Origin of the sequence: Sphingobium sp. (assembly GCF_032153725.1) — a bacterium.
Lineage (GTDB): Bacteria > Pseudomonadota > Alphaproteobacteria > Sphingomonadales > Sphingomonadaceae > Sphingobium.
Map to the genome: position 1 here is coordinate 79,030 of NZ_JALDYQ010000004.1, position 25,331 is coordinate 104,360.

Genomic DNA, 25,331 nt, shown 5'->3' on the forward strand with positions numbered 1-25,331 from the left:
AGATACGCTATTGCGAGTCAATCGCAAGTAATTTCAGTCGGGATATTGGCCGTTCAGTCGCAAAATCTCCCCGGCCAGATAAAGCGAACCGGCAATCAGCAGCTTGGGGGAGGAATTGGGGTGGGCCGCTATGGCCGCAATGGCGTCCGTCGGCGTGTCATGCGCGGTGCAGGGGATACCCCAAAGCTCGGCTATGGCGGCGAACCGTTCCGGCGGGTGATGGTCGTGGCCGGGAATGGGCACTGTGTGGATATGGGCGATCCTGCCGGCAAAAGGCACCAGATAGGCATCCAGGTCTTTGTTCGACAACATGCCGATGACAAGCTGGAGCTTCTGTCCTTCGAGCCGTTCGTTTGTGAAGAATGCGCTGATCGCTTCGCCTGCGCCGGCATTGTGGCCGCCGTCGAGCCATGCTTCAGTGTTTTCCGGCAGAGGGGCGAGGAGAGGGCCATGGTCCAGCCTTTGCAGGCGGGCGGGCCAATGGGCCCAGAGGGGAGCAGCCTTCAGCGCGGCTTCGCTGACGGGGATGACGCGCTGATGACGCAACATGGCGAAGGCAAGCGCGGCGTTGTGGACCTGATGCACACCGGGGAGACGGGGCAGCGGGGTTTCGAGCCGCCCCTGATCGTCACGATAATGGAGCCGATCGCGATAGGCGGCGGCGTCCCAGCTTTCGCCCATGGCAAACCATTGGGTGCGGTTGCGGGCGGCGGCATCGAGCATCACCGGAAAGAGCGGGTCGGAATAGCGCTGGGTCACCAGCGGCGCGCCGGGCTTGGCGATGCCGGCCTTTTCAGCGGCGATTTCCTTGAGCGTGGTGCCGAGGAAGCTTTGATGATCGAGGCCAAGCTGGGCAATGCCGCAGATGACCGGCTTTTCAATGACGTTGGTGGCGTCCAGGCGGCCGCCTAGGCCGACTTCGACGATGCAGGCGTCAGCCGGGTGCTCCGCGAAGGCGAGGAAGGCGGCGGCGGTAGTGACTTCGAAGAAGCTGGCGCCGATCCCTTCGGCCACGTCCAGGACGCGGGAAAGATAATCGGCAAGGGCTTCGTCGGAGATCAGCTTGCCGTTGATGCGGATGCGTTCGTTGAAGCGGACGAGATGGGGGGAAGTGAAGACGTGGACGCTTTTCCCGTCAGCCTCCAGCGCGGCGCGCAGGAACGCGCAGGTCGAGCCTTTGCCGTTGGTGCCCGCGACGTGGAAGACCGGCGGGAGCGTGCGATGCGGATTGCCGATGCGGTCGAGCAGGCGCGTGATCCGCTCCAGGCCCAATATGTCGGCGCCGGGCGACAGGGTCGCGAGGCGGTCGAGCTGGGCCTGGACGCCCGGATCGTCGGAGACGGCGTGGTCGGCCATTTGCGCTTGTGTCTCCCCCGATGAAGCGCTGTCAGGCTGCGGCGCGGGGCGCCAGATAACCGATCACGCGGGCCAGCGTGTCGCGAAGTTCGCTGCGGTGGACCACCATGTCCAGCATGCCATGTTCCAGCAGATATTCGGCGCGCTGGAAACCGTCGGGCAGCTTTTCGCGGATCGTGCTTTCGATGACGCGCTGACCGGCGAAACCGATGAGGGCGTTGGGTTCGGCGATCTGGATGTCGCCCAGCATGGCGTAGCTCGCCGTGACGCCGCCGGTGGTCGGATCGGTCAGGACCACGATATAGGGTAGGCCCGCGGCGTGCAGCTTCCGGATCGCGACGGTCGAGCGCGGCATCTGCATGAGGGAGAGGATGCCCTCCTGCATGCGGGCGCCGCCCGCTGCGGTGAAGATCACATAGGGGCACTTATGGGCGATGGCTTCGTTGACGCCCTGGATGAAGGCGGCGCCGACGCCCATGCCCATGGAGCCGCCCATATAGGCGAAATTCTGCACGCCCATGACGAGGGGTACGTCATCAATGGCGCCGCGAGCGTTGATGAGCGCGTCCTGATCGCCGGTCGCGGCGCGGGCGGCCTTGATCCGGTCGGGATAGCGTTTTGAATCGCGGAATTTGAGCGGGTCTTCCTGCACATGTGGGGTCGGTAGCAGGATGAAGCCGGCGTCGAGGATCTGCTCGAACCGCTCCGACGGGCCGATGCGGCCATGATGGTCGCAGCGCGGACAGACCGAGAGATTGTCTTCCCATTCCTTGATGAAGATCATCTCGGCGCAGGAGGGGCATTTGTGCCACAGCGTCTCGACCGTGCTTTCCTTCTTCGCGATGAAGGGAATGGCTTTGCGGACGCGGTTGATCCAGCTCATGCGGCCGTCTCCCGGAAATGAGGGCTGTTGGCGTTGAGGGCGCCGCGAAGGGCAGCGACGAAATCCTTGACGAAGGGCGCAGCGGTGTCGCCATGCGAGCCGATGATGTCGACAATGGCGGAACCGACCACGACGCCGTCTGCGACGCGGCCGATGGCGGCGGCCTGTTCAGCGGAGCGGACGCCGAAGCCGACCGCGATGGGGAGGCTGGTGGCGGCTTTCAGCTTGGCAACGGCCTGTTCGACGGCAGCCTGGGCGGCCTGTTGTTTGCCGGTGATGCCTGCGACGGCGACATGGTAGAGGAAGCCGCTGGCGCCGTTGAGGACAGCGGGCAGGCGGACTGCGTCGGTGGTGGGCGTGGCGAGGCGGATCAGATGGATGCCTGCTGCACGCAGGGCCGGGCCGATTTCGGCGTCTTCCTCCGGGGGCACGTCGACGCAGATGACGCCGTCGACCCCTGCCGCCTTGCACTGATCCGCGAACCATTCGGAGCCGCGCACCAGCATCGGGTTGGCATAGCCCATCAGGACCAGCGGCGTATCCGGGTGCTTGGCGCGGAAGGCGGTGGCGAGGGCGAAGATGTCCTTCGTCCTGGTGCCGGAGCCAAGGCTGCGCAAGTTCGCCAGTTCGATCGCCGGGCCGTCTGCCATTGGATCGGTGAAAGGCATTCCGAGTTCAATGATGTCGGCGCCGCCGTCGACCAGCGCGTCAAGAATCGCAGGCGTGTCGGCCACGGTCGGATCACCCGCCGTCACGAAGGTGATGAGCGCGGCGCGGCCTGCGGTCTTGCAGGCAGCGAAGCGGGCGGAAAGGCGGTCAGTTGTCATATTTCGACACCTAGGGCGGCGGCGACGGTGAAGATATCCTTGTCGCCGCGGCCGGAGAGATTGACGACGAGGATCTGGTCCGCGTCCATGGTCGGCGCGACCTTTTCGGCGCTGGCGACGGCATGGGCGGACTCGAGCGCGGGGATGATGCCTTCGAGCCGCGAGAGCTTCTGGAAGCTGGCAAGGGCTTCATCGTCAGTGATGGGCATGTACTGCACGCGGCCGATTTCGTGCAGCCAGCTATGTTCCGGCCCGATGCCGGGATAGTCGAGGCCAGCGGAAATGCTGTGCGCTTCGGTGATCTGGCCGTCCTCATCCTGAAGCAGATAGGTGCGGTTGCCGTGCAGGATGCCCGACTTGCCTCCAGCGAGGCTGGCGGCATGCTTGCCTTGCAGACCCTCGCCCGCCGCTTCGACGCCGATCATCTTGACCTCTGCATCGTCCAGGAAGGGGTGGAACAGGCCGATGGCGTTGGAGCCCCCCCCGACAGGGGCGATCAGCGTGTCGGGCAGGCGGCCTTCCAGCGCCATGATCTGCTCGCGGGTTTCCTTGCCGATGATGGACTGGAAGTCGCGGACCAGTTCGGGATAGGGGTGCGGGCCAGCGGCGGTGCCGATGATGTAGAAAGTGTCGTGGACGTTCGACACCCAGTGGCGCAGCGCGTCGTTCATCGCGTCTTTCAGCGTCTGCGAACCGGAGATGACCGGGATGACTTCGGCACCGAGCAGCTTCATGCGGAAGACGTTGGGCTTCTGCCGCTCAACATCCTTGGCGCCCATGAAGATCTTGCATTCCATGCCGAACAGCGCGGCGACGGTCGCGGTGGCGACGCCATGCTGGCCCGCGCCGGTTTCAGCGATGACCTTCTTCTTGCCCATGCGGCGGGCGAGCAGCGCCTGGCCGATGCAATTGTTGATCTTGTGCGCGCCGGTGTGGTTGAGTTCCTCGCGCTTCAGGTAGATTTTGGCGCCCTTGCCCGGTGCGGCCTCTGCGCGGAGGGCTTCGGTCAGGCGCTCGGCATAGTAAAGCGGGTTGGGGCGGCCGACATAGGAGCGCAGCAGTTCCGCGAACTCGGCTTCGAAGGCCGGGTCCTGCTTCGCTTCCTGGTAGACCTTCTCCAGCTCAAGGATGAGCGGCATCAGCGTTTCGGCGACATAGCGGCCGCCGAAGGAGCCGAAATGGCCGGAGGCGTCGGGCTGCGAGCGCAGGCTGTTGGCCAAGGTGATAGGCAGGATCGTGGTATCGGTCATCGGATCAATCTCGTCAGGCATGTTGGTCACTTCACGGCAAGGGAAGCGATCAACGCCATCGACTGCTGGTTTTCTGCCTCATGAGGACGCCGCATTGCAGAAGGCCATGATCTTGTCCACACTCTTGATGCCCGGCGCGCTTTCGACGCCAGAGGAAACGTCGACCAGCGGAGCGCCGGTGATGCGGATGGCCTCCGCCACATTGTCGATGCCAAGGCCGCCCGACAGGCCCCAGGGAGCGGAAAGGGCCACGCCGCGCAGCAGCGTCCAGTCGAAGCGCAGACCCATGCCGCCGGGGAGGGCCGCGCCTTCCGGGGTCTTGGCGTCGAAGAGGAGCAGGTCGGCGGCGCCATTATAGGCCTTGGCGGCGTCTATGTCGGCGCGGGTCTTGACGGAAATGGCTTTCCAGACCGGGATGGCGAAGCGCTGACGGATGGCGGCGGCGCGTTCGGGGCTTTCCTTGCCGTGAAGCTGGAGGGCGGTGAGGGCGTTGGTTGCCGCGAGTTCGATCAGGATGTCGTCGGTCGGGTCAACCAGGACGGCAACGCGTTCGATATGAAAGGGGACGGGCTCGGCAAGGGCGCGGAGCTGGTCCGCTTCGACATGGCGGGGGCTTTTGGGGAAATGGACGAAGCCCAGATGGGTTGCGCCTGCGCGCATCGCGGCGCCTACCGTTTCGGGCGTGGAAAGACCGCAAATCTTGATGGCGAGTCGGGACATGGGCGGGCTTTAGCGGGTGTGGTGGGCAAGAACCATATGCTCCGTGTTCCTGCGCAGGCAGGAACCCCGTTCGGATGGCGGGACTGGACTCCTGCCTTCGCAGGAGCACGGTGACGCTTAAGGCGATGTAAGGTCCATGTCGTGGAGGGCCAGCCATTGGTCGGCATGGTCGATGCATGCCCTTCCGAGGAAGGCGTCGACCTGATCCATGATCTGCGCATCGCTCAGGGTGGCCGGGTCCAGAGGCGGGTGCCAATGGACGCGGAAGTTCGGGCCATCAGTGCGGATCATGTAGAAGGGCAGGAATTTCGCGCCGACCTTTCGTGCGAGGCGGAGTGCCACGGAGAGGTTGCCCGAGGGCGGCAGATCGCGGCCGAAACGGGGGAACCAGACCTGCCGGTCGCGGCGTTCGTCCAGCAATATGTAGAGGGTAGCGCGGTCCTTGGTGGTGAGGTGCTTGAGGATGCCGCGAGCGGCGCCCTCTCCGGTGATCGCCTCGCCCATATAGCTGGAGCGGGCGCGCTTGAGCATGGCGGCTTGGTTTGGGTTTTCGGGCGGGTCGTAGATGCCGAGGCCGGGGCGGTCGGTGGACGCCTTGATATGGGCGGCGAGCAGGTCCCAATTGCCAAGGTGGACCGCCAGCGCGATCATCGGGCCGGGGCCGTCGAGGACCTGGCTGTAGCCTGCGGCGTCCTCGACCGTGATGTGGTTGTTCTCGATCAGGCGGTCGATGTTGGTGAGTTCGGCCATGGTGCGGCCGAGGTTGAACCAGCGGCGGGTGAGGATGGCTTCGCTGGTTGCTTCATCGAGATCGGGGCGGAGGATGGCGAGGTTGGAGCGGGCGCGCTGGTCACGCAATTTCATAGCTTTGCGCGCGATGTTCGCGGACAGCCAGCCGCCCAGCCATGACGCGATGGACGCGGGAAGAAGGCGGAGAAGGGTGAAGAGAAAGGGGTTGGAGAGCATCGTGCCTGCCGTCATACAGCAGCGGTTGGGGCGGTAAAGGGCTTGGGATAGACATGAGTTTCGCTTTTGCGCTGTGGCTGCTGTTGCAGGGACTGAGCCTGTTGGGGGTGCTGAATTATTGGCGGCATCTGCCGGTGGACCGGCAGGAAGAGGCGCCTGACGGCGTCGTGGTGCTGCTGTCGGTACGGGACGACTGGGATGGCGGCGCGGAACTGATCGCGCGATTGAAGGCGCAGACGGCGCGGTTTCGGCTGGTGATTGCGACTTCGGGGGATTGCACGGCGACGGAGGTCCTTGTCGCGCGGGAGGGGGATTGGGTGCAGCTTGTCCGCGGGGGCGTGGCGTCGGATGAGGGGCAGAAGGTTCATAAATTGCGGGCGGCTTTACGAGCTTTGCGGCCGGAGGATCGCTGGCTGGTTTTCGTGGATGCGGATATTCTGCCGCCGGTGCGGCTGGTGGGGCGGTTGCTCTTTCCACTGGTGCGCGGGAAGGCGGATATCGTGACCGGCTATCGGTTGTTGTTGCCGGAGGCGCGGATTGGGGCAGCGCTGGTGGGCGCGGTGGAGATGCAGTTGGCGACCTTGCCGCGGGCCGCGAGTGCGACCATGCCTTGGGGCGGGGCGATGGCGTTGACGCGGGAGGTGGCGGAGCGGCTCGATCTGGATGCGGCGCTGGCTGGGCGACTGTCGGATGACATGGCGATAGGGCTGGCCGGATGGCGGGCGAAGCTGCGCCTGCGGCCGGTGCGGGATTTGCTGGTGGCCTCACCGCTGGAGGCGCGGGGAGCGATCGGCTTTGGCGCGCGGCAATATCGGCATATTTGGACCAACAGTGCGGGGATGTGGTGGGTCGCTTGGCTTGTGGTGGCGGTTCAGGCTCTGGGTTGGGTCTGGGCTTTGGCCTGGGGCGGTTTGGGGGCTGTGGCTGTGGGTTATGGCGCGGCTGTTGGGCGGGCTTTGGCGCGGCGGCGGATTTTGGCGAGCGTGCTGGAGCCGGGACAGATGCGGGCGGCTCGGCGGTCACTCTGGTGGGATATGCTGGCGCCGTTTGCGGTGTGCTGGGTGCATTTGGGGATGCAGCTGGCGGCGGTTTGTTCGCGGCGGATCAGGTGGGGTGGGTTTGATTATTGGGTGGAGAGGGGGAAGGTGGTGCGGATGGAACAAGCAAGATAATTTCCGTGAATGGCAGTTGTAATTCTGGTTTATCATCCGACCATCGCCTTCGTCACTCAGTGTGCGCTGTCGGGAAGTGAGATAATCAACACGGGCACAAACGGGGTATCAAGTATGACGTCGCAGCAGGCGGCTTTGCATCCAGTAAGAGTTTCTCATATTGAGACGCTTGGAACCGTGGTCGCGCCCGCCATGGTCGCTTTGACCGGACTTTTGTATCTGGCGGGATGGGCAGAGCAGAATGCCATGCTCAAGAATTTTGGACTTTCTGTGGGTTTGTTTAATGAACCGCTGCAAGCCACGCTCGCCCGGGGCTACGCGCCTGTCTGTGTTGGCTGTGTCTTCACGGTTGCGTTTGGTCTTATCATATGGCTGCTTTTTCCAAAAATGGAAAAATGGTCTGTAAAGAGGTATGTACCGCATGTTCCCGCAATCTTGGTGAAGATCTTTTGGAGATTTAATCGCTGGGCCTACTCATTTAACTTTGCCGTGATGGCCCTTTTCCTTGGTCTTCTTTCAGGATCGATATCCGGCGATTTCAAAACGCGACGAGTATGGAACGCACTCGATAGCAATTGTGCAATGTCGGAAAAATCTTACTGCGCCCGATACACTGTTGGAGGAACATCTTACATTGGTGTACTTCTGGCTCAGGATAGCGTCCGTGCTGCTGTAGCAACGAAGACGGGCGTAAGAATATTTGCAAACGACAAAATTATTAATGTGGAAATGATAGGATCGAGGCGGATTCTTATCCAGGAGCAATTGGCTTCAGATTTTAACATTGTCGAGCAAGTGCGCAAGTTGATCAAATGAGGCTGATGTGTTTGCGTGGGAGCACCGATTAATTGGAAGAGTTTGCGCTGACAGGTCTTGGCCAAGTGGCATGGAAAGAGAGATTTAGAATCCCGCCGGAAACAGATGCTTTCCCTGCTCATCCAGCCGCAGCACAACTTTCCCCGCGACCGCGCTCAATGGCAGGTCGGCATAGAGATGCGGGAAGAGCGCGCCACCGCGTGATGCTTCCCACTTCACCGTCTCGCCGAAGGGAGCGAGGTCGACCATGACCATCACCAGATTGTCCTGACCCGAGAAATGCCTGGCTGCTGTTTCGGCGGCCTGCTGCCGAGTGGACATGTGGATGTAGCCGTCAGCCAGATCGACGGGCGCGCCCTTGAACACGCCGTCGGTCTTGAGCTGGTCATATTGGTCCTTGGTCAGGATCTTGTAGGCGAAGAGGTCGCTCACGCCTCCGTGGTTTCCGTGGCGTCTTCGGCTTCGTCGCTTTCCTCGATCTTCGCGGCGCTCACCACATGCTCGTCGTCCGACACGTTGAACAGGCGCACGCCTGCCGAGTTGCGGCCGATGACGCGCAAGGAATCGAGGCCCATGCGGATCAGCTTGGCCTGATCGGTGACGAGCATCAGCTGATCGGCTTGGCTGGCGGGGAAGCTGGCGACGACCGGGCCGTTGCGGCCGATATTGTCGATGTTCGTGATGCCCTGACCGCCGCGTCCGGTGCGGCGATAATCATAGGCCGACGACAGCTTGCCATAACCGTTCGAACAGACGGTGAGGAGGAACTGCTCCTTCGCCTGCAATTCGGCGAATCGTTCGGGCGTCATGGTCGGCTCGCCCTCCTTCTCCGGCTTCCACGGGGCGAAGCGGAGATAGTCGTCGCGTTCCTCCTGACTGGCGCCCGAGCGATGCAGGACGGAGAGCGAGATGACCTCATCGTCGCCCTTGAGCGTCATGCCGCGCACGCCGGTCGAGGTGCGGCTCTGGAATTCGCGCACGTCGGTCGCCTGGAAGCGGATCGCCTTGCCCTGACGGGTGGCGAGCAGCACGTCATCCTCTTCGGTCAGCAGCGCCACGCCGATCAGGCGGTCGTCGCTGTCGTCATCGAAGCGCATGGCGATCTTGCCGTTCGACGGGATGTTCGCGAAGGCGTCCATGCTGTTGCGGCGAACCGTGCCGTTCGCGGTGGCGAACATGACGTGGAGGTCCCTCCAGCTATCCTCATCCTCGGGCAGCGGCAGAACGGTCTGGATCGTCTCGCCGGGGCCGAGCGGGAGCAGGTTCACCATCGGGCGGCCGCGCGTCGCCGGGCCGCCTTCGGGCAGGCGCCAGACCTTCATGCGATAGACCTTGCCCGCCGTCGAGAAGAAGAGGACCGGTGTGTGCGTGGAGGTCACGAACAGTTCGGTGATGGCGTCCTCATCCTTGGTCGCCATGCCGGAGCGGCCCTTGCCGCCGCGCGCCTGGGCGCGGAAGCTTTCGAGCGGGGTGCGCTTGATATAACCCTGCACGGTGACGGTGACGACCATCTCCTCGCGTTCGATCAGGTCCTCGTCTTCGATGCCGTCAGCGGCGGCGGTGATTTCCGACAGGCGGGGGGTGGCGAAGTCGCGTTCGATCGCCTCGAACTCTTCGCGCATCACCGCGTAGAGCTTCACCCGGTCGCCGAGGATGGCGAGATATTCGGCGATGGCAGCGGCGAGTTCCGCCAGTTCATTGCCGATCTCGTCACGGCCGAGCGCGGTCAGGCGATGCAGGCGCAGGTCTAGGATGGCGCGGACCTGCGTATCGCTGAGGCGATAGGTATCGCCCGAAGCCTCCGTTTCGATGGCTTCGACCAGCTTGAGGTAAGGCGCGATCTCCGCCACCGGCCAGTCACGCGCGAGCAAGGTTTCGCGGGCCTCCGCCGGGCTGGCCGAGCCACGGATGATGCGGACGACTTCGTCGAGGTTCGTGACGGCGATGACGAGGCCCAGCAAGATATGCGCGCGGTCGCGGGCCTTGTTGAGTTCGTACTTGGTGCGACGGGTGATGACTTCCTCGCGGAAGCGGACGAAGGCCTCGATAATGTCGCGGATGTTGAGCAGTTCCGGCCGGCCGCCGCGAATGGCGAGCATATTGGCCGGGAAGCTCGACTGGGCGGGGGTGTTGCGCCAGAGCTGGTTCAATACGACTTCGGGCGTCGCGTCGCGCTTCAGGTCCATGACGATGCGCACGCCCAGACGGTTCGATTCATCGCGGATGTCGCTGATGCCTTCGATCCGCTTGTCCTTGGCGGCTTCGGCGATCTTTTCGACAAGGCCGTTCTTGCCGACCTGATAGGGGATGGCGGTCAGCACGATGGAGCGGCGGTCGCCGCGCCCTTCCTCGATCACATGGCGCGAGCGCATCATGATCGAGCCGCGGCCCGTGTGATAGGCGCTCCGCGCGCCCGACTGGCCGAGGATCAGCGGCGCGGTCGGGAAATCGGGACCGGGGACGATCTGGATCAGTTCGTCAATGGTGATGCCGGTGTTGTCGATATAGGCGAGGCAGGCGCGGATCACTTCGCCCAGATTGTGCGGCGGGATGTTGGTCGCCATGCCGACCGCGATGCCACCTGCTCCATTGACCAGCAGATTGGGGAAGCGTGCGGGCAGAACCTGCGGCTCGCTTTCGGAAGCATCGTAGTTGGGCTGGAAATCGACGGTGTCCTTGTCGAGATCCTCCAGCAGCGCAGTCGTCACCTTAGCGAGGCGCGCTTCGGTGTAACGCATGGCCGCCGGCGGATCGGGGTCCATCGAGCCGAAGTTTCCTTGACCGTCGATCAGCGGCACGCGCATCGACCAGTCCTGCGTCATGCGCGCCAAGGCGTCGTAGATCGCGCTGTCGCCATGGGGGTGATATTTACCGATCACGTCACCGACGATGCGCGCCGACTTGCGATAGGGTTTGTTGTGCTGGAAACCCGATTCATGGGCGGAAAAGAGAATGCGGCGATGCACCGGCTTCAACCCGTCGCGCACGTCCGGCAGGGCGCGGGCGACGATGACCGACATGGCATAGTCGAGATAGCTCGCCTTCATCTCGTCCACGATGGAGATGGGGCTGATATCCGAAGGGTCGGCGAGGGCAGTCTCGTCGGTCAATGCGATTCTCTTTTTTGGTGAGTATGTTTCGTTGCTACCGCACTAGCGGAGCGAAACAAATCTGTCACCCCTCGCGCGCACGTGCGCGCGCGGCGGTTTCAAGCTGTATGAACCATGAGATGCATCCGCTCTGCGCCAGATCGTTTCGCGCAATCGCTTCCTTGGGGCTGACAGGCGGTTAACTGGTGCATATAGGCTGTTCAAACGTTATTCACGCGCTGATCCTTAATCGGCGTCATGCAAAGGCCGCCTGTCCCCCGGGCGCAGAGGAGAAGATGACCATGCGTTTTGTTACCCCCGTGGCGCTCGCGCTGACTCTTGCGCTGGCCGGTGGCGCCGTTTCGGCGCCTGCCTTCGCGAAGAAGGAAGAGAAGAAGGGCAGCGCGCCCAAGCTGAACGTGTCGCCCGACGTCATCAAAGCGCTCCAGACCGCGCAGGCGGCGGCAGGGAAGCAGGATTTCGCAGGCGCCAAGGCGGCGCTGGCCGATGCCGACAGCAAGGCCAAGTCGAATGACGACAAATATCAGATCGGCGCGGTCAAGCTGAACACCTCCATCGCCGCCAAGGATAGCGCGATGCAGAGCGAAGCGCTGACCCAGATGCTCGACAGCGGCCTGACCCCGCCGGAGCAGGCTGGCCAGTTCAATGCCGTGGCAGCCGATCAGGCGTTGCAGGGGAAGGATTACGATCTGGCGATCACGCGCGCCAAGGCTGCCGTCGCCGCAGGTTACAAGCCTGATGCGGTGAACGTGACGCTGGCGCAGGCCTATTTCGGCAAGGCGGGCACGACCAACGCTTCGATCGAGCCGCAGCGGGGCCTGAACCAGCAAGGCCTTGCCGCGCTAAAGGCGGCGGCGGACGCGACCAAGGCAGCGGGCGGACAGGTGCCGGCGCAATGGTATCAGATCGGCGTCAGCCGCGCCGCGACCGCGAAGCTGCCGGAAGTCACCGAATGGGCGACCATGGCCTATTCGGCGGCGCCAAGCGGTGAAAATCTCCGCACGCTGATCCGTCTGTTCCAGCAGGCCAATCCGAACATTTCCAACCGTGAAAATCTGGACGTGCTGCGGCTGATGGCGACTTCGGGCGGTCTGGTCGTGGCGGCCGACTATCTGGAATATGCCGAAATGGCCTCCAAGACCGGCATTTACGGCGAAGTAAAGACGGCGATCGATGCCGGCCGCAGCAAGGGCGTGCTGAGCGCGAGCCAGGGCGGTGACCTGTATCAGACCGCCGTGCCGAAGATCGCGGGCGACAAGGGTTCGCTGGGTTCGGCCGAGGCGGACGCGAAAAAGGCGGTCAATGGCAAGATCGCGGCGGCGACGGCTGACGCCTATCTGGGCTATGGCGACTATGCCAAGGCGGCGGCGATGTTCGAACTCGCCAGGCAGAAGGGCGGCGTCGACGCGGACGAAATCAACACCCGCATGGGCATTGCCAAGGCGCTGGGCGGCGACAATGCGGCGGCCAAGGCGGCGTTCCAGTCGGTGCAGGCCGGTTCGCGCAAGAAGATCGCGGATCTGTGGCTGGCCTATCTGGCCACCAAGGCCTGATTTTGCCTGATCGAGGCGCGCTGCCCACCAGAGTCATTCTGGTTCAGATTGAACCGGAATGACTCTGGTTATTCTTTGTCTTTCCGTGATTTCCAGGCCGCCAGATGATTCCATCCGGCTCGAAATCACTCTAGCGGCGGCGCGCCTTTTTCATCTTTGGACATGATGCAAGGGCTGGTGGACGCCGGCCGATAAGGGGATTGGCGGACATGGCCATGCTGCGACATTCGATTCTGACTTTGGGGCTGATGGCCGGAATGGTCGGGCTGGCGACACCGGCCTTGGCGAAAAAGCCGGTCGTGGTCGGGCCTGTGATCGAGATGTCGGACAGCTTCCGCGCCGCGACGCAGGCAGCAGGCAATGCGATCAGGGCGGGCGACGTCGCCACGGCGCAGGCGCAGATTTCCGGGCTGATGCCGGTCAGCGATTTCGAGGCCTATGTGGCGGCCGGGCTACGGTTTGAGCTGGCGGTGCGCAGGATGGACCGTCAGGCGCAGCGGGTGGCGCTCAACGACATGTTCAAGACGTCCTCCGTGCCCAAGATGGACATGCCGCGGCTACGCTATATCGCCGGCTATCTATCCTATGTCGTCGGCAATTATGAGGATGCGACGGCGCAGCTCGATTACGCCAGGACATTGGGTTACGACCCGATCGATGCGACCATGTTACGGGCGGATATAGCCCTGCGGCGGAACAAGGCGAAGGATGCGCGCGGCTTCGTGCAGGAAGCGCTGGCGCGGCAGCGGGCGGCCGGACAGCCGATATCCGCCGCCTGGTATGACCGGGCGATCTCCATGGCCTATCAGGCGGGGGATTGGTCCGAGGTGGGGGCGCTCTATCGCGAGCGGCTGAGCCATTATGACTCGGCGGGCGAATGGCGGTCTGCGCTGGCCAATTATCTCAGCGCGCCGGGCATGGATGCGCAGGTGCAACTGGACCTCTATCGCCTTCAGGCGGCCAATGGCGCCATGGCGAGCGAACGGGATTATCAGGCCTATGCGCAGCTGGCGGACAAGACTGGCTACAGCGCTGAAACCAAGGCGATCATCGAGGCTGGACGTTCGGCGGGGAAGCTGATGCCGACCCAGGCGGCGACGGCGCAGTTGATGAAGAGCGCGACCCCCAAGGCCGCGAAGGAGATCGCGGCGCTGCCGGCGGCTGTGAAGAAGGCCGCGGCGGCCAAGGATGGCTCGGCGGCGATGGCTGCGGGGGATGTTTATTTCTCGCTCGGACAGTTTCCGCAAGCGGTGGAGCAATATCGGCTCGCCCTGAGCAAGGGAGGCGTCGACACCGGCAAGGGCAATGCGCGACTTGGCGTGGCGCTGGCCCGCTCGGGTGATCTGGTGACTGCCAAGGCGATGCTGGGGCAGGTGACAACGGGCAATTGGGCGAATGTCGCCGGTTTCTGGTCGGTTTGGGTCGACCAGCAGAGTCGCAAGACGGCGTTCAAGCCGGTGGTGGTGACGCCGGCGAGTTGAAGGCAAGAATAAGATATTCCCCCTCCCGCAAGCGGGAGGGGTTAGGGGTGGGCGCGAGCGGAGCGAGCTTACAGACTAGCCGTTGCAAATCGCCGCCGATGTCGCGCCAGCCCCTAGCCCCCTCCCGCTTGCGGGAGGGGGAATGACTGAGAACCACCCATCTTCGGTTTTCCGGCCGGCATTCCCGTGCGATCGGATAATTCTTTGTATCTCAGCGCTTCACGCTGCATCCCACTTGGGTTAGTCCCCTCAACATCATGGATGGGGGCAAACATTTCGCGATGAGGGTGAAGTAGGTCGCAATGACGTCGTTGCCCCCCCTTGCCGCCGTGATTTTGGGCATCGTGCTGGCTGCGTGGCTGGGCGCTGCGATCTGGGCGCTCTCCAGCGGTCAACGCAGGCGCCGCGAAGGCATGCAGGCACAGGGAAAGCTCGATCGCCTGTCGGTCCTGCTCGCTTCGGCTCCCGCAGCGCCGGTCGTCATTCATCCTGACGGCCGACTGGAAGCCGCTGATCGCCTCGCAAAATGGCTGGGCAAGGATCGGGTCCCGGCCTTTGCGTCCGAATTGACCGCGCCGGATGGCGGGTTGGAACAGGCGGATGCGGTAGCTCTGGCACGTGAAATCACCGCTGCCCAGCGCGCAGGTCGCGGCTTCGCGCTCGCTGTCCGGGGTGTCGAGTCGTCCCGCCTTCTGCTGGTGCGCGGCGCGCCCGCCGGGCCGGAGCTGGCTGAAAGCGGTGGCGTCGTCCTCTGGATTTTCGATGCGACCGACAGCCAATCGGAAATTCAGCAGCTCAAGGGCAAGGTCGAGCAACTCCGCGAGGCGCTGGAGGCGCTGGCCGGGTTGGTCGAGGCAGCGCCTTTCCCGATGTGGCACCGCTCGCCCGATATGCGCCTCAACCTCGTGAACACGGCTTATGTCCGCGCGGTGGATGGGGAAAATGCCCGCGACGTGATCGCCAACGGCACGGAACTGGTCGAAACCGTCGCCGGGCTGAGCCCGCAGGGCGCCGCTGGTCAGGCGCTTGCCGACGGTAATCCCGTCGACCGCATGGTCCCGGCGACCATTGACGGGGAACGGCGCACGATGCGGGTGGTCGACGTGCCGCTGGGCGATGCGGGCGTCGCCGGTTTTGCGATCGACCAGAATGAGCTGGAGCAGGCCCGCGTCGAGCATCGCCGGCTGGAAGCGGCGCAGCGCGACCTGCTGGACCGGCTGTCGGCCGGTGTCGCCCGTTTTGGTTCCGACCGGGCATTGCGCTTCTGGAACCAGCCCTTCATGAGCCTGTTCGGCTTGGATCAGGAGCATCTGTCCGACAATCCCCTGTTCGAACGGGTGCTGGACCAGATGCGCGAATCCCGGCGCTTGCCAGAAAATCGCGATTTCCCCGCCTGGCGGACCGAGCGGCGGGACTGGTTCCTCTCGCCTGATCCGCGGGAGGAGAACTGGCTGCTGGCCGACGGAACGCATTTGCGGGTCTATGCCCAGCCATTGCCTGATGGCGGGCTGTTGTTGATTTTCGAGGACCGTACCGAGCAGGTTCAACTGTCCAGTGCCCGCGATACGCTGCTGCGCGTTCGCACGGCGACCTTCGACAATCTGTTCGAATCGATCGGCGTCTTTTCCTCCGACGGCCGCCTGCATCTCTGGAACAGCCGGTTCCGATCGATCTGGGAGGTGTCGGAGGAGATTCTGGCCAAGCATCCGCGCATCGATGAACTGATGCGCGTGGTCCAGTCCCGCCTCGCCAAGCCGCAGCAGGCGAATCTGGTCCGCGAACTTGTGCGCGCCGCCACGCTGGAACGCAAGCAGCGGGTTGGCCATGTCGGCTTCGCAGACGGGCGCATTTTCGAATTTGCCGCCATTCCGCTGCCCGATGGCAACGCCTTGTTCACCATGCTGGATGTGACCGACAGCCGCCGGGTCGAACAGGTGCTGCGCGATCGTAATGACGCGCTGGAGCAGACCGACAAGGTCAAAACCGCCTTCGTCACCAATATGAGCTATGAACTGCGCACGCCCCTTACCACCATCGCCGGTTTCGCGGAGATGATGAGTGCGGGCTATGCCGGCGAAATGAGCCAGTCCGCCAGGGAATATGTCGACGGCATCCTGCAAAGCACCAGGCGGCTGTCCATGTTGATCGACAACGTCCTGGACCTTACCCAGGGCGAAGCGGGAATGCTGCCGATCGAAAAGGCGCCCGTGGACCTTGCGGCGGAAGCCCGTGACGCGGTAGCCCGGATCAGGGACAATGCCGCCGCCAAGGGAATCGATCTTGCCCTGTCTCTCCAGGCCAGCCTGGGCACGATCGAGGGCGACAAGCGCCGGATCGGGCAGGCGCTCGACCATCTGCTGGAAAATGCGGTGCGCTATTGCAGTCGAGGCGGGCGCGTTCTGCTGCATGGCGATGGGGCGGCGGACAATGCCCGGCTGGTCGTGTCGGACAATGGTCCGGGCATCAGCGCCAAGCGGCAGGCGACGATCTTCGACGCGTCATCCCGTACCGAGCAGGCCCGCAATGGCGGCAAGGCGGGAATTGGCCTGCCGCTCGCCAGGCAATTGGCGGAGGCGCATGGCGGCAGGCTGCAATTGGTGTCCGAGCCGGGGCAGGGCACCATGGTCGTGATCGAGCTGCCCCGTGGCTGAGGGCGAAATCATTCTGTCCGGTGAAGCAGAGATGCTGGCTTTCGGGCACAGGCTGGCCGGGCAGGTCCGCATCGGCGACGTCATCGCGCTGGAAGGCGGGCTTGGTGCGGGCAAGACGACCCTTGCGCGGGGCATATTGGAAGGGCTGGGGCTGGAAGAAGAGGCGCCCAGTCCCAGCTTCGCCATCGTCCAACCCTATGATATTCCCGAAGTCCGTCTGCCTGTGGCGCATGTCGACCTCTATCGTCTCGACGGCCCGGAGGAAGCGGAGGAACTCGCGCTGGACGATTATCGGATGGACAGCCTGCTGATCGTCGAATGGCCGGACCGGCTGGGGAAGGACGCCTGGCCCGATGCCCTGCGGTTCCACATCGCGATCGAACCCGACGGCGCTCGGCGCTTGACAGCGCGCGTGCCGGGCGCTTGGACGGAGCGATGGTCACAGATATGATCCCGCCCGCCGCTGCTCCCGCCTTTCTCTCAGCTGCGGGTTGGGGGCATGCGGCCATATTGCCGCTGGCCGGCGATGCCTCCTTCCGGCGCTATTTCCGGGTGATTGACGGCGCCCGCCGCGCGGTGTTGATGGACGCGCCGCCGCCGCATGAGGACCCGCGCCCCTTCATCGCCATTGCCGAGCATCTGACCGGGAACGGCTTTGCCGCGCCGCGGATACTGGCGCGCGATCTGGAAGAGGGACTGGTGCTGATCGAGGATTTCGGCGACCTGCGTGTCAAGGAACATGTCGAGGATCTACCGAGCGCGGAGTGGGAGGTCTACACCCGCGCCGTCGACCTGCTGGCTGCGCTTCACCGTCTGCCGGCGGCCGACGTGCCCCCCTATGATCGCGCCGTTTACCAGCGGGAGGCGGGGCTGCTCATCGAATGGTATTGCCCGGCCATTGGCCTGGCGGTGGACGAGGAAGCCTATGTTCGTGCCTGGGACGCGGTTCTGCCGATAGCCGAACGGTCCGCCAGCCCGGTCGTCACCGTGCTGCGCGACTATCATGCGGAAAATATCATGCTGATCGACCGGGCGGCCTCCCACGGGTTGGGTCTGCTGGACTTTCAGGACGCGCTGGCGGGCCATCCCGCCTATGATCTGGTGTCGCTGCTTCAGGATGCGCGGCGCGATGTCCCGCCTGCGCTGGAGGCAGCCATGCTCGACCATTATCGCGCCATCGCCAGCCCGCCCACGGATTTCGATGCGGCCTATGCCGTGCTGGGCGCCCAGCGCAACGCGAAGATCATCGGCATCTTCACGCGACTGTGGAAGCGCGATGGAAAACCGCGCTACCTGTCCTATCTGCCACGGATGTGGGACCTGCTGGAACGCGACCTCAACCATCCGGCGCTGGCTCCGGTGGCGGAATGGTTCGTGGCCAACATCCCCGCCGACAAGCGCCATCACGCCCTAGAGGATTTCGCCCGCGCATGATCGACACCGCGATGCTGATGGCGGCGGGCCTGGGCAAGCGCATGCGGCCGCTGACCGCGACCCGCCCCAAGCCGCTGGTGAAGGTGGCGGGCAAGCCGCTGATGGATCATGCGCTGGATCGGCTGGCGGCGGGCGGCATCAGGAAGGTGGTGGTCAATGTCCACTATCTGGCCGATACGGTCGAGGCGCATCTTCGCGCGCATTGCAATGGCATGCAGGTGGCGATTTCCGATGAGCGCAGGAAGCTGCTGGAGACGGGCGGCGGGCTGATGCACGCGAAGGAACAGCTGGGCGATGCGCCCTTTTTCTGCGCCAACAGCGATAATCTCTGGATAGACGGCCCGCAGGAAACGCTGGGCATGATGCGGAAGATATGGGATCCGGCGCGGATGGACGCGCTGCTGCTGCTGGTGCCGCTCGCCCGTGCCAATTGCCACCGGGGCCCCGGCGATTTCCACATGGATGCGACTGGCCATCTGACCCGGCGCAAGACCGCCCATGTCGCGCCCTTCGTCTTCACCGGCGTTCAGATCATGTCGCCCAGCCTGCTGGTCGATCCGCCATCGGAGGTCTTTTCCACCAATATCTTCTGGAATCGGGCGATAGAAGCGGGCCGTCTCTACGGCGTCTCGCATCAGGGGCTATGGTTCGATGTCGGTACGCCGCAGGCTATTCCGGTTGTGGAGTCGATGCTGGCCCATGGGTGATCGCACCCGCCCGGCGCTGTACAACATCCCCACGCATCGCGCCTTTTCCGACGCGCTGGCGGCAGGCATAATCGCCCAGCATGGCGGCGATCCGATGCGGCTGGCGCAGGGCATGATCCTGTTGCCCAATAATCGCGCCATCCGCTCGGTCAGCGATGCCTTCGTGCGGAAATCGGGTGGCGGATTGCTGTTGCCGCGCCTCGTCGCGCTGGGCGATCCCGATCTGGGCGAACAGGTCGGCGGCGCGCTCGATCCGCTGGGCGAGGATGAGGCAGTCCTCCCCGCCGTCGCGCCGATGCGCCGCCAGATGATCCTGGCGCGCATGGTGCAGCAGGCATCGGCGTATCCGGTGGACGCGGGGCAGGCGCTGAAACTGGCTCAGGCGCTTGGCGCGGTCCTCGATCAGATGCATGTGGAGCGCGTGCCAGTCACGGCGCTGGCCGATCTTACCTTGTCGGACGAATTGTCGCAGCATTGGCAGACGTCGCTCAGGCTTTTCGTCATATTGTTGGCGCAATGGCCGCAGGAGCTGGCGCGGCTGGGCTGCATCGATCTGGCGGACCGTCGCAATCGGCTGCTGGATCGGGTTGCCGCGCGCTGGGCGAACGCGCCGCCGACGGGCTTCGTCATCGCGGCGGGCATGTCCACCACGGCGCCCGCCATTGCCACGCTGCTCCGCCGGATCGCGATGCTGCCCAAGGGGGCAGTCGTCTTTGCCGGTCTGGATCAGGAAATGGACGGCGAAGCCTGGGACGCCATTGGCCCCTTCGATGCCGATCCCGTCACCGGCCGAGCGCCCGCGGGGCATGAAACCCATCCCCAATATGCGTTGAAGCGCCTGCTCGATCGCATGAGCGCGACGCGCGACGACGTGGCGCTCTGGCGCTGGGGCAGCGAGCATGATGCGCGCGCGGTGCGGGGGCGCAATATCTCCAACGCCATGTTGCCCCCGCGCCTTACCAGCCGCTGGCGGGACCTGAAAACCGCCGACCGCTCGCTCGCCGGGGTGGAGGCGCTGGAGGTCGCGACCCCCGGTGAAGAAGCGCAGGCCATCGCCATCGCGCTCCGCGAAGCCGTGGAGACGGAAGCCCGCACCGCCGCGCTGGTGACGCCCGACCGCCAACTGGCGACCCGCGTGTCCGCGCACCTCAGGCGCTGGGGCATCGACGCGGACGATTCCGCCGGCCAACCCCTGTCCCGCCTGCCGCCGGGCACATTGCTGATCGCGATGGCTGAAGCGCTGGCGGAGCGCTTCGCGCCGGTGGCGTTGCTGACGCTGCTCAAGCATCCGCTGGTCATGCGCGGGGATACGCGTCTAAACTGGCTGGAGGGCGTGCGCGGGCTTGATCTGCTGCTGCGCGGGCCAAGGCCGCAGGCAGGGATAGCGGGCCTCGACCTGCTGCTGGCGGAACGCGACGGCGAGGATCGCCAACGCACCCTGCGCGCCCGCACGCGACTATGGTGGGCTGAGGCGCGCGCGTTGCTGGAGCCGTTGGAGCAGGGCTTTGCGGCGGCGTCCGACCTCCCCGGCCAGTTGGCGGTGATTCGCGAACATTCCGGGCGCCTTTCGCATGACGCGGTCTGGGCCGGGCATCAAGGGCATGCCGCCGCCGATCTTTTCGCCGAGATGGAAGACGCCGCGCGCGAAGGCCCGCGCCAGGCGGACATCCGCGCGCTGCCGGTCCTGCTCGACCATCTGCTGGGCGGCGTTTCCGTTCGCCCGCCGCAAGGGGGGCATCCCCGGATCAGCATCCTTGGCCTGATCGAAGCGCGGCTGGTGCAGACCGACCTCATGATCCTGGGCGGCCTGAACGAAGGCAACTGGCCGGGCCTGCCCGCGCCGGACCCCTGGCTTGCGCCGCGCATCCGCCGGGAAATGGGCCTGCCGGGACTGGAAAGTCGCATTGGCCTTGCTGCCCATGATTTCGCGAGCGCATTGGGCGCGCCACAGATACTCATCACCCGCGCCCGGCGTGGATCGGGCGGCCCGGCTGTCGCCTCTCGTTTCTGGCTGCGGCTGAAGGCCATGGCGGGGGCGCAATGGAAAAGCGCCGACCGTTATGCCGCGCTGGCGCAGGTGCTCGATCATGCGGCGGAACACAGGCCCGCCAACCGCCCCGCGCCGGTGCCGCCGTTATCCGTGCGCCCGAAGATCATCCCCGTCACCGATGTCGACCGGCTGAAGGCTGACCCCTATGCCTTTTACGCCAAGCGCATCCTGCGCCTCGCGCGGCTCGATCCGGTGGATGCCGATGCCGGGCCGGCCTGGCGCGGCACGGCCGTTCACGAAATCCTCCAGCAATGGGCGGAGGCTGGCAGCGGTGATCTGGCCGATCTGGAAGCCCGGGCAAGGGCGATGTTCGACCGGCCGGATGTCCATCCCTTGCTGAAGGCGCTCTGGCAGCCACGCCTGATCGAAGCGATCCGCTGGATCGCCGCTGAGGTCGCAAGCGATCTTGCGGCGGGACGCAAGATCCTCTCCGTCGAAACCGAAGGCCGCGCGGAGATCGCCGGAGTGACGCTGACGGGCAAGGCCGATCGCATCGACCTGCTGCCTGACGGGAAATTGGGCATCGTCGACTATAAGACCGGCAAGCCCCCCAGCGCCCGGCAGGTGCGCGCGGGCTATGCGCTCCAGCTTGGCCTGCTGGGCCTGATCGCGGAACAGGGCGGCTTTCCCAGCACGGATGCCGCGCCGGTGGCGGGCGGCTTCGAATATTGGTCGCTCGCCAAGAAGGGCGACGCGTTCGGCTATCGCGAAAGCCCGGTCGATCCGATGGGCAAGCGGGACAAGATCATCACCGCCGATTTCACATCCCATGTCCATGCGCAGTTCGAGGATGTCGCCACCACCTATCTTACCGGATCGGCGCCCTTCGATGCACAGGTGAACCCTGAAGTCGCGAATTACGGCGATTATGACCAGCTGATGCGGCTGGAGGAATGGTATGGCCGCGACGATGGCTAAAAAGGCCAAGGCCCTGCAACCATTGGCGGGCGCGCAGGCGCAGGCCGCCGCGCCCGACGCGCATGTGTGGCTGTCGGCCTCTGCAGGCACGGGCAAGACCCATGTGCTGACCGCCCGCGTTTTCCGCCTGCTGCTTCAGGGGGTGCGGCCGGAAAATATCCTGTGCCTCACCTTCACCAAGGCGGGCGCGGCGGAAATGGCGGATCGCATTCATGACCGGCTGGCCGCCTGGGTGCAGATGGAGGAGGGCGATCTCTTCCACGATCTGGAAGCGTTGGGCGAGGAATCCGGCCCCGAAGCCCGTGACCGCGCGCGGCGCCTCTTTGCCGAAGTGCTGGAGTCGACCGGCGGCGGCCTGCGCATCCAGACGATCCATGGTTTCTGCCAGCAATTGCTGACCGCTTTCCCGCTGGAGGCCGATCTGCCACCTGGTTTCCGGCCGCTGGACCAGCGCGAGCAGGCGACGCTGGCGCGCCAGACGCTGGCCGACATGGTGGTTGTCGCGCAGGAGCAGGGCGACGATGCGCTGATCGAGGCGTTGCAGGTGCTCAGTTTGCGGATGGGAGAAGGGGGAGCGGAAAGCTTCCTGCTCCGCTGCGCCGCTCGCCTTGACGCGCTCACGTCGCTGCCGAAGGATATCGCTCCCTGGCTGTTGCGGGAACTCGACCTGCCCGAAGGCGATATCGACGCGCATATTGCGGAGCAATGCGTGGATGAGTTGTTCGATATGCGAACGCTGGTCTGGATCGCGCAGGCCAATGCGGATTGGGGCACGGGCCGTGCGCTGGAACGCTGCGACCGGATCGCGCGCTGGCGGGGACTCGACCCGGCGGAGCGGGCGGCCACGCTCTCCGATCTGCACGGCGTCTGGGCCAAATCCGACGGCGAATTGATCTCGACCGCCAGGGGGTGGGCGCCGCCCGTCGATGGCTATGGCGACGCGATCGCGCGGATGCATGGCCGCTGCGCCGAGCTTCTGGGCCTGAAAATCCGGGCCGTCTATGCCGCCTTGCTGGCCCAGGCCCTGCATGCCGGGCGAAGCTATGCCCATGCCTATGCGGAGGCCAAGCAGCTGGCTGGCGCGGTCGATTTCGACGACCTGATCGCCAATACGGCGCAGTTGCTGTCGCAGCGCGGCATTGCCGACTGGATACGCTACAAGCTCGACCAGCGCATCGATCATATACTGGTGGACGAAGCGCAGGACACCAATATCAGCCAGTGGCAGATCGTCGGCGCGCTGGCGGCAGAGTTTTTCGTGGGCGAGGGGGCGAAGGGCGACACGGTCCGCACCATCTTCACCGTGGGCGATTTCAAGCAGGCGATCTTCGGTTTTCAGGGTACCAGCCCGGAAGCCTTCCGCGCTGCGCAGATCGTCTTCCAGCGTCATGCGGAGGATGCAAGCCATCCCTTTCACGACCTGTCGCTCCAGCACAGTTTCCGCTCGACGCCTGCCGTGCTGGATGTGGTGGACCGCACCATCGCGACGCTGCGTGCCGAGCGTTTCGGCCTGGAGCCGGGCGAGGTCCGGCACATCAGCGCCAACCGTTTCCCCGGCGAGGTGCTGCTGTGGAAACCGGTGGTCGCGGGCCTGTCCGACGATGCCGAGGGGGAGGAGGATTGGGCCGCCGATCAGGAGCGCGTGCTGGCGCAGACCATTGCCCGGCAGATCAGGCAATGGATCGATGACGGGCTGATGCTGGAAAGCCGGGGCCGTCCGGTGTCGGCTGGCGACATCATGATTCTGGTGCGCCGCCGCAGCGAGCTGGCGCGGCTGATCGTGGCGCGGCTCTATGAGGAGAAGGTCGCCGTGGCGGGCATCGACCGCCTGCGCCTGAATGCGCCGCTGGCGGTTCGCGATCTGCTGGCCGCGTTGCGCTTCGCGGTCCAGCCGGAAGATGATCTGAACCTCGCCGCGCTGCTGGTTTCGCCGCTGATCGGCTGGACGCAGGGCGCGTTGATGGACCGGCTCATTCGCCGCCGCACTGGCCTGTGGCAGCATCTGACGCAGACGCTGGACGATGCGTTGCTCGACCCCTTGCGCCAGTTGCTGGGGCAGGCTGACTTCACGACCCCCTATCGCTATCTGGAGGCCATATTATCCGGCCCGATGGATGGCCGCCGTCGGTTGATCGAGCGGCTTGGTTCCGAAGCGGCCGATCCGATCGAGGAATTGCTGAACGCGGCGCTGGCATTTGAAAATGACGATTATCCCTCCCTGCAACGCTTCATCGACTGGTTCGACCGGGGCGAGGTGGAGATCGTGCGTGACGCAGCAGCACAGGGCGACTCGCTGCGCCTGCTGACGGTGCATGGCGCCAAGGGGTTGCAGGCGCCGATCGTCATCCTGGCCGACGCCTGCCTTGATCCCGATGCCGGCAATCGCGCGGATTCGCTGGAATGGAACGGCCTGCCGATCATTGCGCCGCGCAAGGCCGAGCGGCAGGGGCCGATCGGGCAGGTCGCTGAGGAAGCGAGCGCCGTCGAACGCGCGGAACATTGGCGCCTGCTTTATGTCGCGCTGACCCGGGCGGAGGAAAGGCTGGTCGTTACCGGCTCGCTCGGCCCGCGCGCCAGGGGCGAGGTAAAGCCCGAAAGCTGGTATGCGGCGGTTGAAGGGGCCCTGATCTCCCTGGATGCGGAGTGGGAGGCTGATCCGCTCTGGGGCGCGCGGCGCAGTTGGCGGGGGAACGAAATCCTTCCACCCAAAGCGCCGGAACCGACTCCGACCGAAGGGCAGGCGGTTCAGAGCGAGCCTTGCTGGCTGCGGTCGCCCGCGCCCGTCGAAGCCCGGCCGCCGCGCCCGCTCGCGCCTTCCGCCGCGGTGGAGGATGACGTGCCCTATCCGCCGCCCAGCCCGGCGATGCGCGACGCCGCCGAGCGTGGCCGATGGCTGCACCGGCTGTTCGAACGGCTGGCCGACGTGCCGCCGGACAGCCGACGCGTACGCGCCGACAGCTGGCTGGCGCAGCAGGGACTGGCTGAACCGGCGCGGCGGCTTGACGTCATCGAGCAGGCTCTGCGGGTTATCGAAAATCCCCAATTCGCTGAGCTTTTCGGACCTGATGCGCTGGCGGAGGCGCCGATCGCCGCGGTCGTGGGGGAAGCTGTGATCGCCGGAACCGTCGACCGGCTGCGCATCGGCGATGATCTGGTCCAGCTGGTGGATTTCAAGACCGGCCGCATATCCCCGCTTTCGGTCGCTGAGGTTCCGCTGGCCCATGTCCGGCAGATGGCCGCCTATGCGGCCGCATTGCAGGTGATCTTCCCGGATCGCCGGATCGAGGCCGCGCTGCTCTACAGCTCCGCGCCGCGTCTTATCACTCTGCCGCCGGAACTCTTGGCGCGGCACAAGCCCGGCTTTCCCCCGGCGCAGGAGAATTTGCCGCTTCCGACCGTTGAGCCGGACGCGACGCCGTCCTAGATACTCGTCCAAG

General features: G+C 64.9%; 18 protein-coding genes. 10 read left to right on the forward strand and 8 right to left on the reverse strand.

What is annotated here, in order from left to right; all coding sequences use genetic code 11:
* Positions 1 to 33 precede the first annotated feature (33 nt).
* From RUH75_RS02845 to RUH75_RS02870, 6 genes are all read right to left on the reverse strand, one after another.
* Positions 34 to 1,356: a folylpolyglutamate synthase/dihydrofolate synthase family protein gene (locus RUH75_RS02845; RefSeq protein WP_313801984.1), complete on the reverse strand. Its 1,323-nt coding sequence runs from the start codon at positions 1,354 to 1,356 to the stop codon at positions 34 to 36.
* Positions 1,357 to 1,387: 31 nt separating this feature from the next.
* Complete coding sequence (gene accD / locus RUH75_RS02850; RefSeq protein ID WP_313801986.1) at positions 1,388 to 2,239, reverse strand: acetyl-CoA carboxylase, carboxyltransferase subunit beta; 852 nt, start codon at positions 2,237 to 2,239, stop codon at positions 1,388 to 1,390.
* Positions 2,236 to 3,066 (reverse strand): tryptophan synthase subunit alpha, encoded by an 831-nt coding sequence (gene trpA, locus RUH75_RS02855; protein ID WP_313801989.1) that lies wholly within the window; start codon positions 3,064 to 3,066, stop codon positions 2,236 to 2,238. The genes accD and trpA overlap by 4 nt, the downstream gene beginning before the upstream one ends.
* On the reverse strand, positions 3,063 to 4,337 hold the full coding sequence (trpB, locus tag RUH75_RS02860; protein ID WP_409592310.1) for a tryptophan synthase subunit beta: 1,275 nt from the start codon (positions 4,335 to 4,337) through the stop codon (positions 3,063 to 3,065). The genes trpA and trpB overlap by 4 nt, the downstream gene beginning before the upstream one ends.
* A 57-nt stretch (positions 4,338 to 4,394) precedes the next feature.
* The gene (locus tag RUH75_RS02865) at positions 4,395 to 5,036 is read right to left on the reverse strand and encodes a phosphoribosylanthranilate isomerase (protein ID WP_313801991.1); all 642 of its coding nucleotides are present in this window, start codon (positions 5,034 to 5,036) and stop codon (positions 4,395 to 4,397) included.
* A gap of 117 nt (positions 5,037 to 5,153) precedes the next feature.
* Positions 5,154 to 6,002 (reverse strand): lauroyl acyltransferase, encoded by an 849-nt coding sequence (locus RUH75_RS02870; RefSeq protein WP_313802080.1) that lies wholly within the window; start codon positions 6,000 to 6,002, stop codon positions 5,154 to 5,156.
* A 53-nt stretch (positions 6,003 to 6,055) separates the two neighbouring features.
* On the opposite strand from RUH75_RS02870, the gene RUH75_RS02875 reads away from it, so the two are divergent.
* Complete coding sequence (locus tag RUH75_RS02875) at positions 6,056 to 7,174, forward strand: glycosyltransferase (RefSeq protein WP_313801993.1); 1,119 nt, start codon at positions 6,056 to 6,058, stop codon at positions 7,172 to 7,174.
* A gap of 9 nt (positions 7,175 to 7,183) precedes the next feature.
* On the forward strand, positions 7,184 to 7,990 hold the full coding sequence (locus RUH75_RS02880) for a hypothetical protein (protein WP_313801995.1): 807 nt from the start codon (positions 7,184 to 7,186) through the stop codon (positions 7,988 to 7,990).
* Positions 7,991 to 8,074: 84 nt separating this feature from the next.
* Here the strand turns inward: RUH75_RS02880 and RUH75_RS02885 are convergent, their stop codons facing one another.
* Positions 8,075 to 8,422, reverse strand: a complete 348-nt coding sequence (locus tag RUH75_RS02885) for a DUF952 domain-containing protein (RefSeq protein ID WP_313801997.1) — start codon at positions 8,420 to 8,422, stop codon at positions 8,075 to 8,077.
* Positions 8,419 to 11,100 carry a DNA gyrase subunit A gene (gyrA, locus tag RUH75_RS02890; RefSeq protein WP_313801998.1) on the reverse strand — a complete coding sequence of 894 codons (2,682 nt, stop codon included), beginning with the start codon at positions 11,098 to 11,100 and terminating at the stop codon, positions 8,419 to 8,421. Before gyrA ends, RUH75_RS02885 begins: the two co-directional genes overlap by 4 nt.
* A 275-nt stretch (positions 11,101 to 11,375) precedes the next feature.
* Here gyrA and RUH75_RS02895 point away from each other — a divergent pair, with 275 nt between their 5' ends.
* From RUH75_RS02895 to addA, 8 genes are all read left to right on the forward strand, one after another.
* Complete coding sequence (locus RUH75_RS02895) at positions 11,376 to 12,653, forward strand: hypothetical protein (RefSeq protein WP_313802000.1); 1,278 nt, start codon at positions 11,376 to 11,378, stop codon at positions 12,651 to 12,653.
* Positions 12,654 to 12,862: 209 nt separating this feature from the next.
* Complete coding sequence (locus RUH75_RS02900; RefSeq protein WP_313802002.1) at positions 12,863 to 14,134, forward strand: hypothetical protein; 1,272 nt, start codon at positions 12,863 to 12,865, stop codon at positions 14,132 to 14,134.
* Between the two features lie 302 nt (positions 14,135 to 14,436).
* Positions 14,437 to 16,785 (forward strand): PAS-domain containing protein, encoded by a 2,349-nt coding sequence (locus tag RUH75_RS02905; RefSeq protein ID WP_313802004.1) that lies wholly within the window; start codon positions 14,437 to 14,439, stop codon positions 16,783 to 16,785.
* Positions 16,778 to 17,236: a tRNA (adenosine(37)-N6)-threonylcarbamoyltransferase complex ATPase subunit type 1 TsaE gene (gene tsaE, locus RUH75_RS02910; protein ID WP_313802006.1), complete on the forward strand. Its 459-nt coding sequence runs from the start codon at positions 16,778 to 16,780 to the stop codon at positions 17,234 to 17,236. Before RUH75_RS02905 ends, tsaE begins: the two co-directional genes overlap by 8 nt.
* Positions 17,233 to 18,219, forward strand: coding sequence for a phosphotransferase (locus RUH75_RS02915; RefSeq protein WP_313802082.1), 987 nt, complete (start codon positions 17,233 to 17,235; stop codon positions 18,217 to 18,219). Before tsaE ends, RUH75_RS02915 begins: the two co-directional genes overlap by 4 nt.
* A complete protein-coding gene (locus tag RUH75_RS02920) occupies positions 18,216 to 18,926 on the forward strand; it encodes a nucleotidyltransferase family protein (protein ID WP_313802008.1) in 711 nt (236 codons plus the stop codon). Before RUH75_RS02915 ends, RUH75_RS02920 begins: the two co-directional genes overlap by 4 nt.
* Positions 18,919 to 21,894: a double-strand break repair protein AddB gene (gene addB, locus RUH75_RS02925; RefSeq protein ID WP_313802010.1), complete on the forward strand. Its 2,976-nt coding sequence runs from the start codon at positions 18,919 to 18,921 to the stop codon at positions 21,892 to 21,894. The genes RUH75_RS02920 and addB overlap by 8 nt, the downstream gene beginning before the upstream one ends.
* Positions 21,875 to 25,318 (forward strand): double-strand break repair helicase AddA, encoded by a 3,444-nt coding sequence (gene addA / locus RUH75_RS02930; RefSeq protein WP_313802012.1) that lies wholly within the window; start codon positions 21,875 to 21,877, stop codon positions 25,316 to 25,318. The genes addB and addA overlap by 20 nt, the downstream gene beginning before the upstream one ends.
* The last annotated feature ends 13 nt before the right edge of the window (positions 25,319 to 25,331 follow it).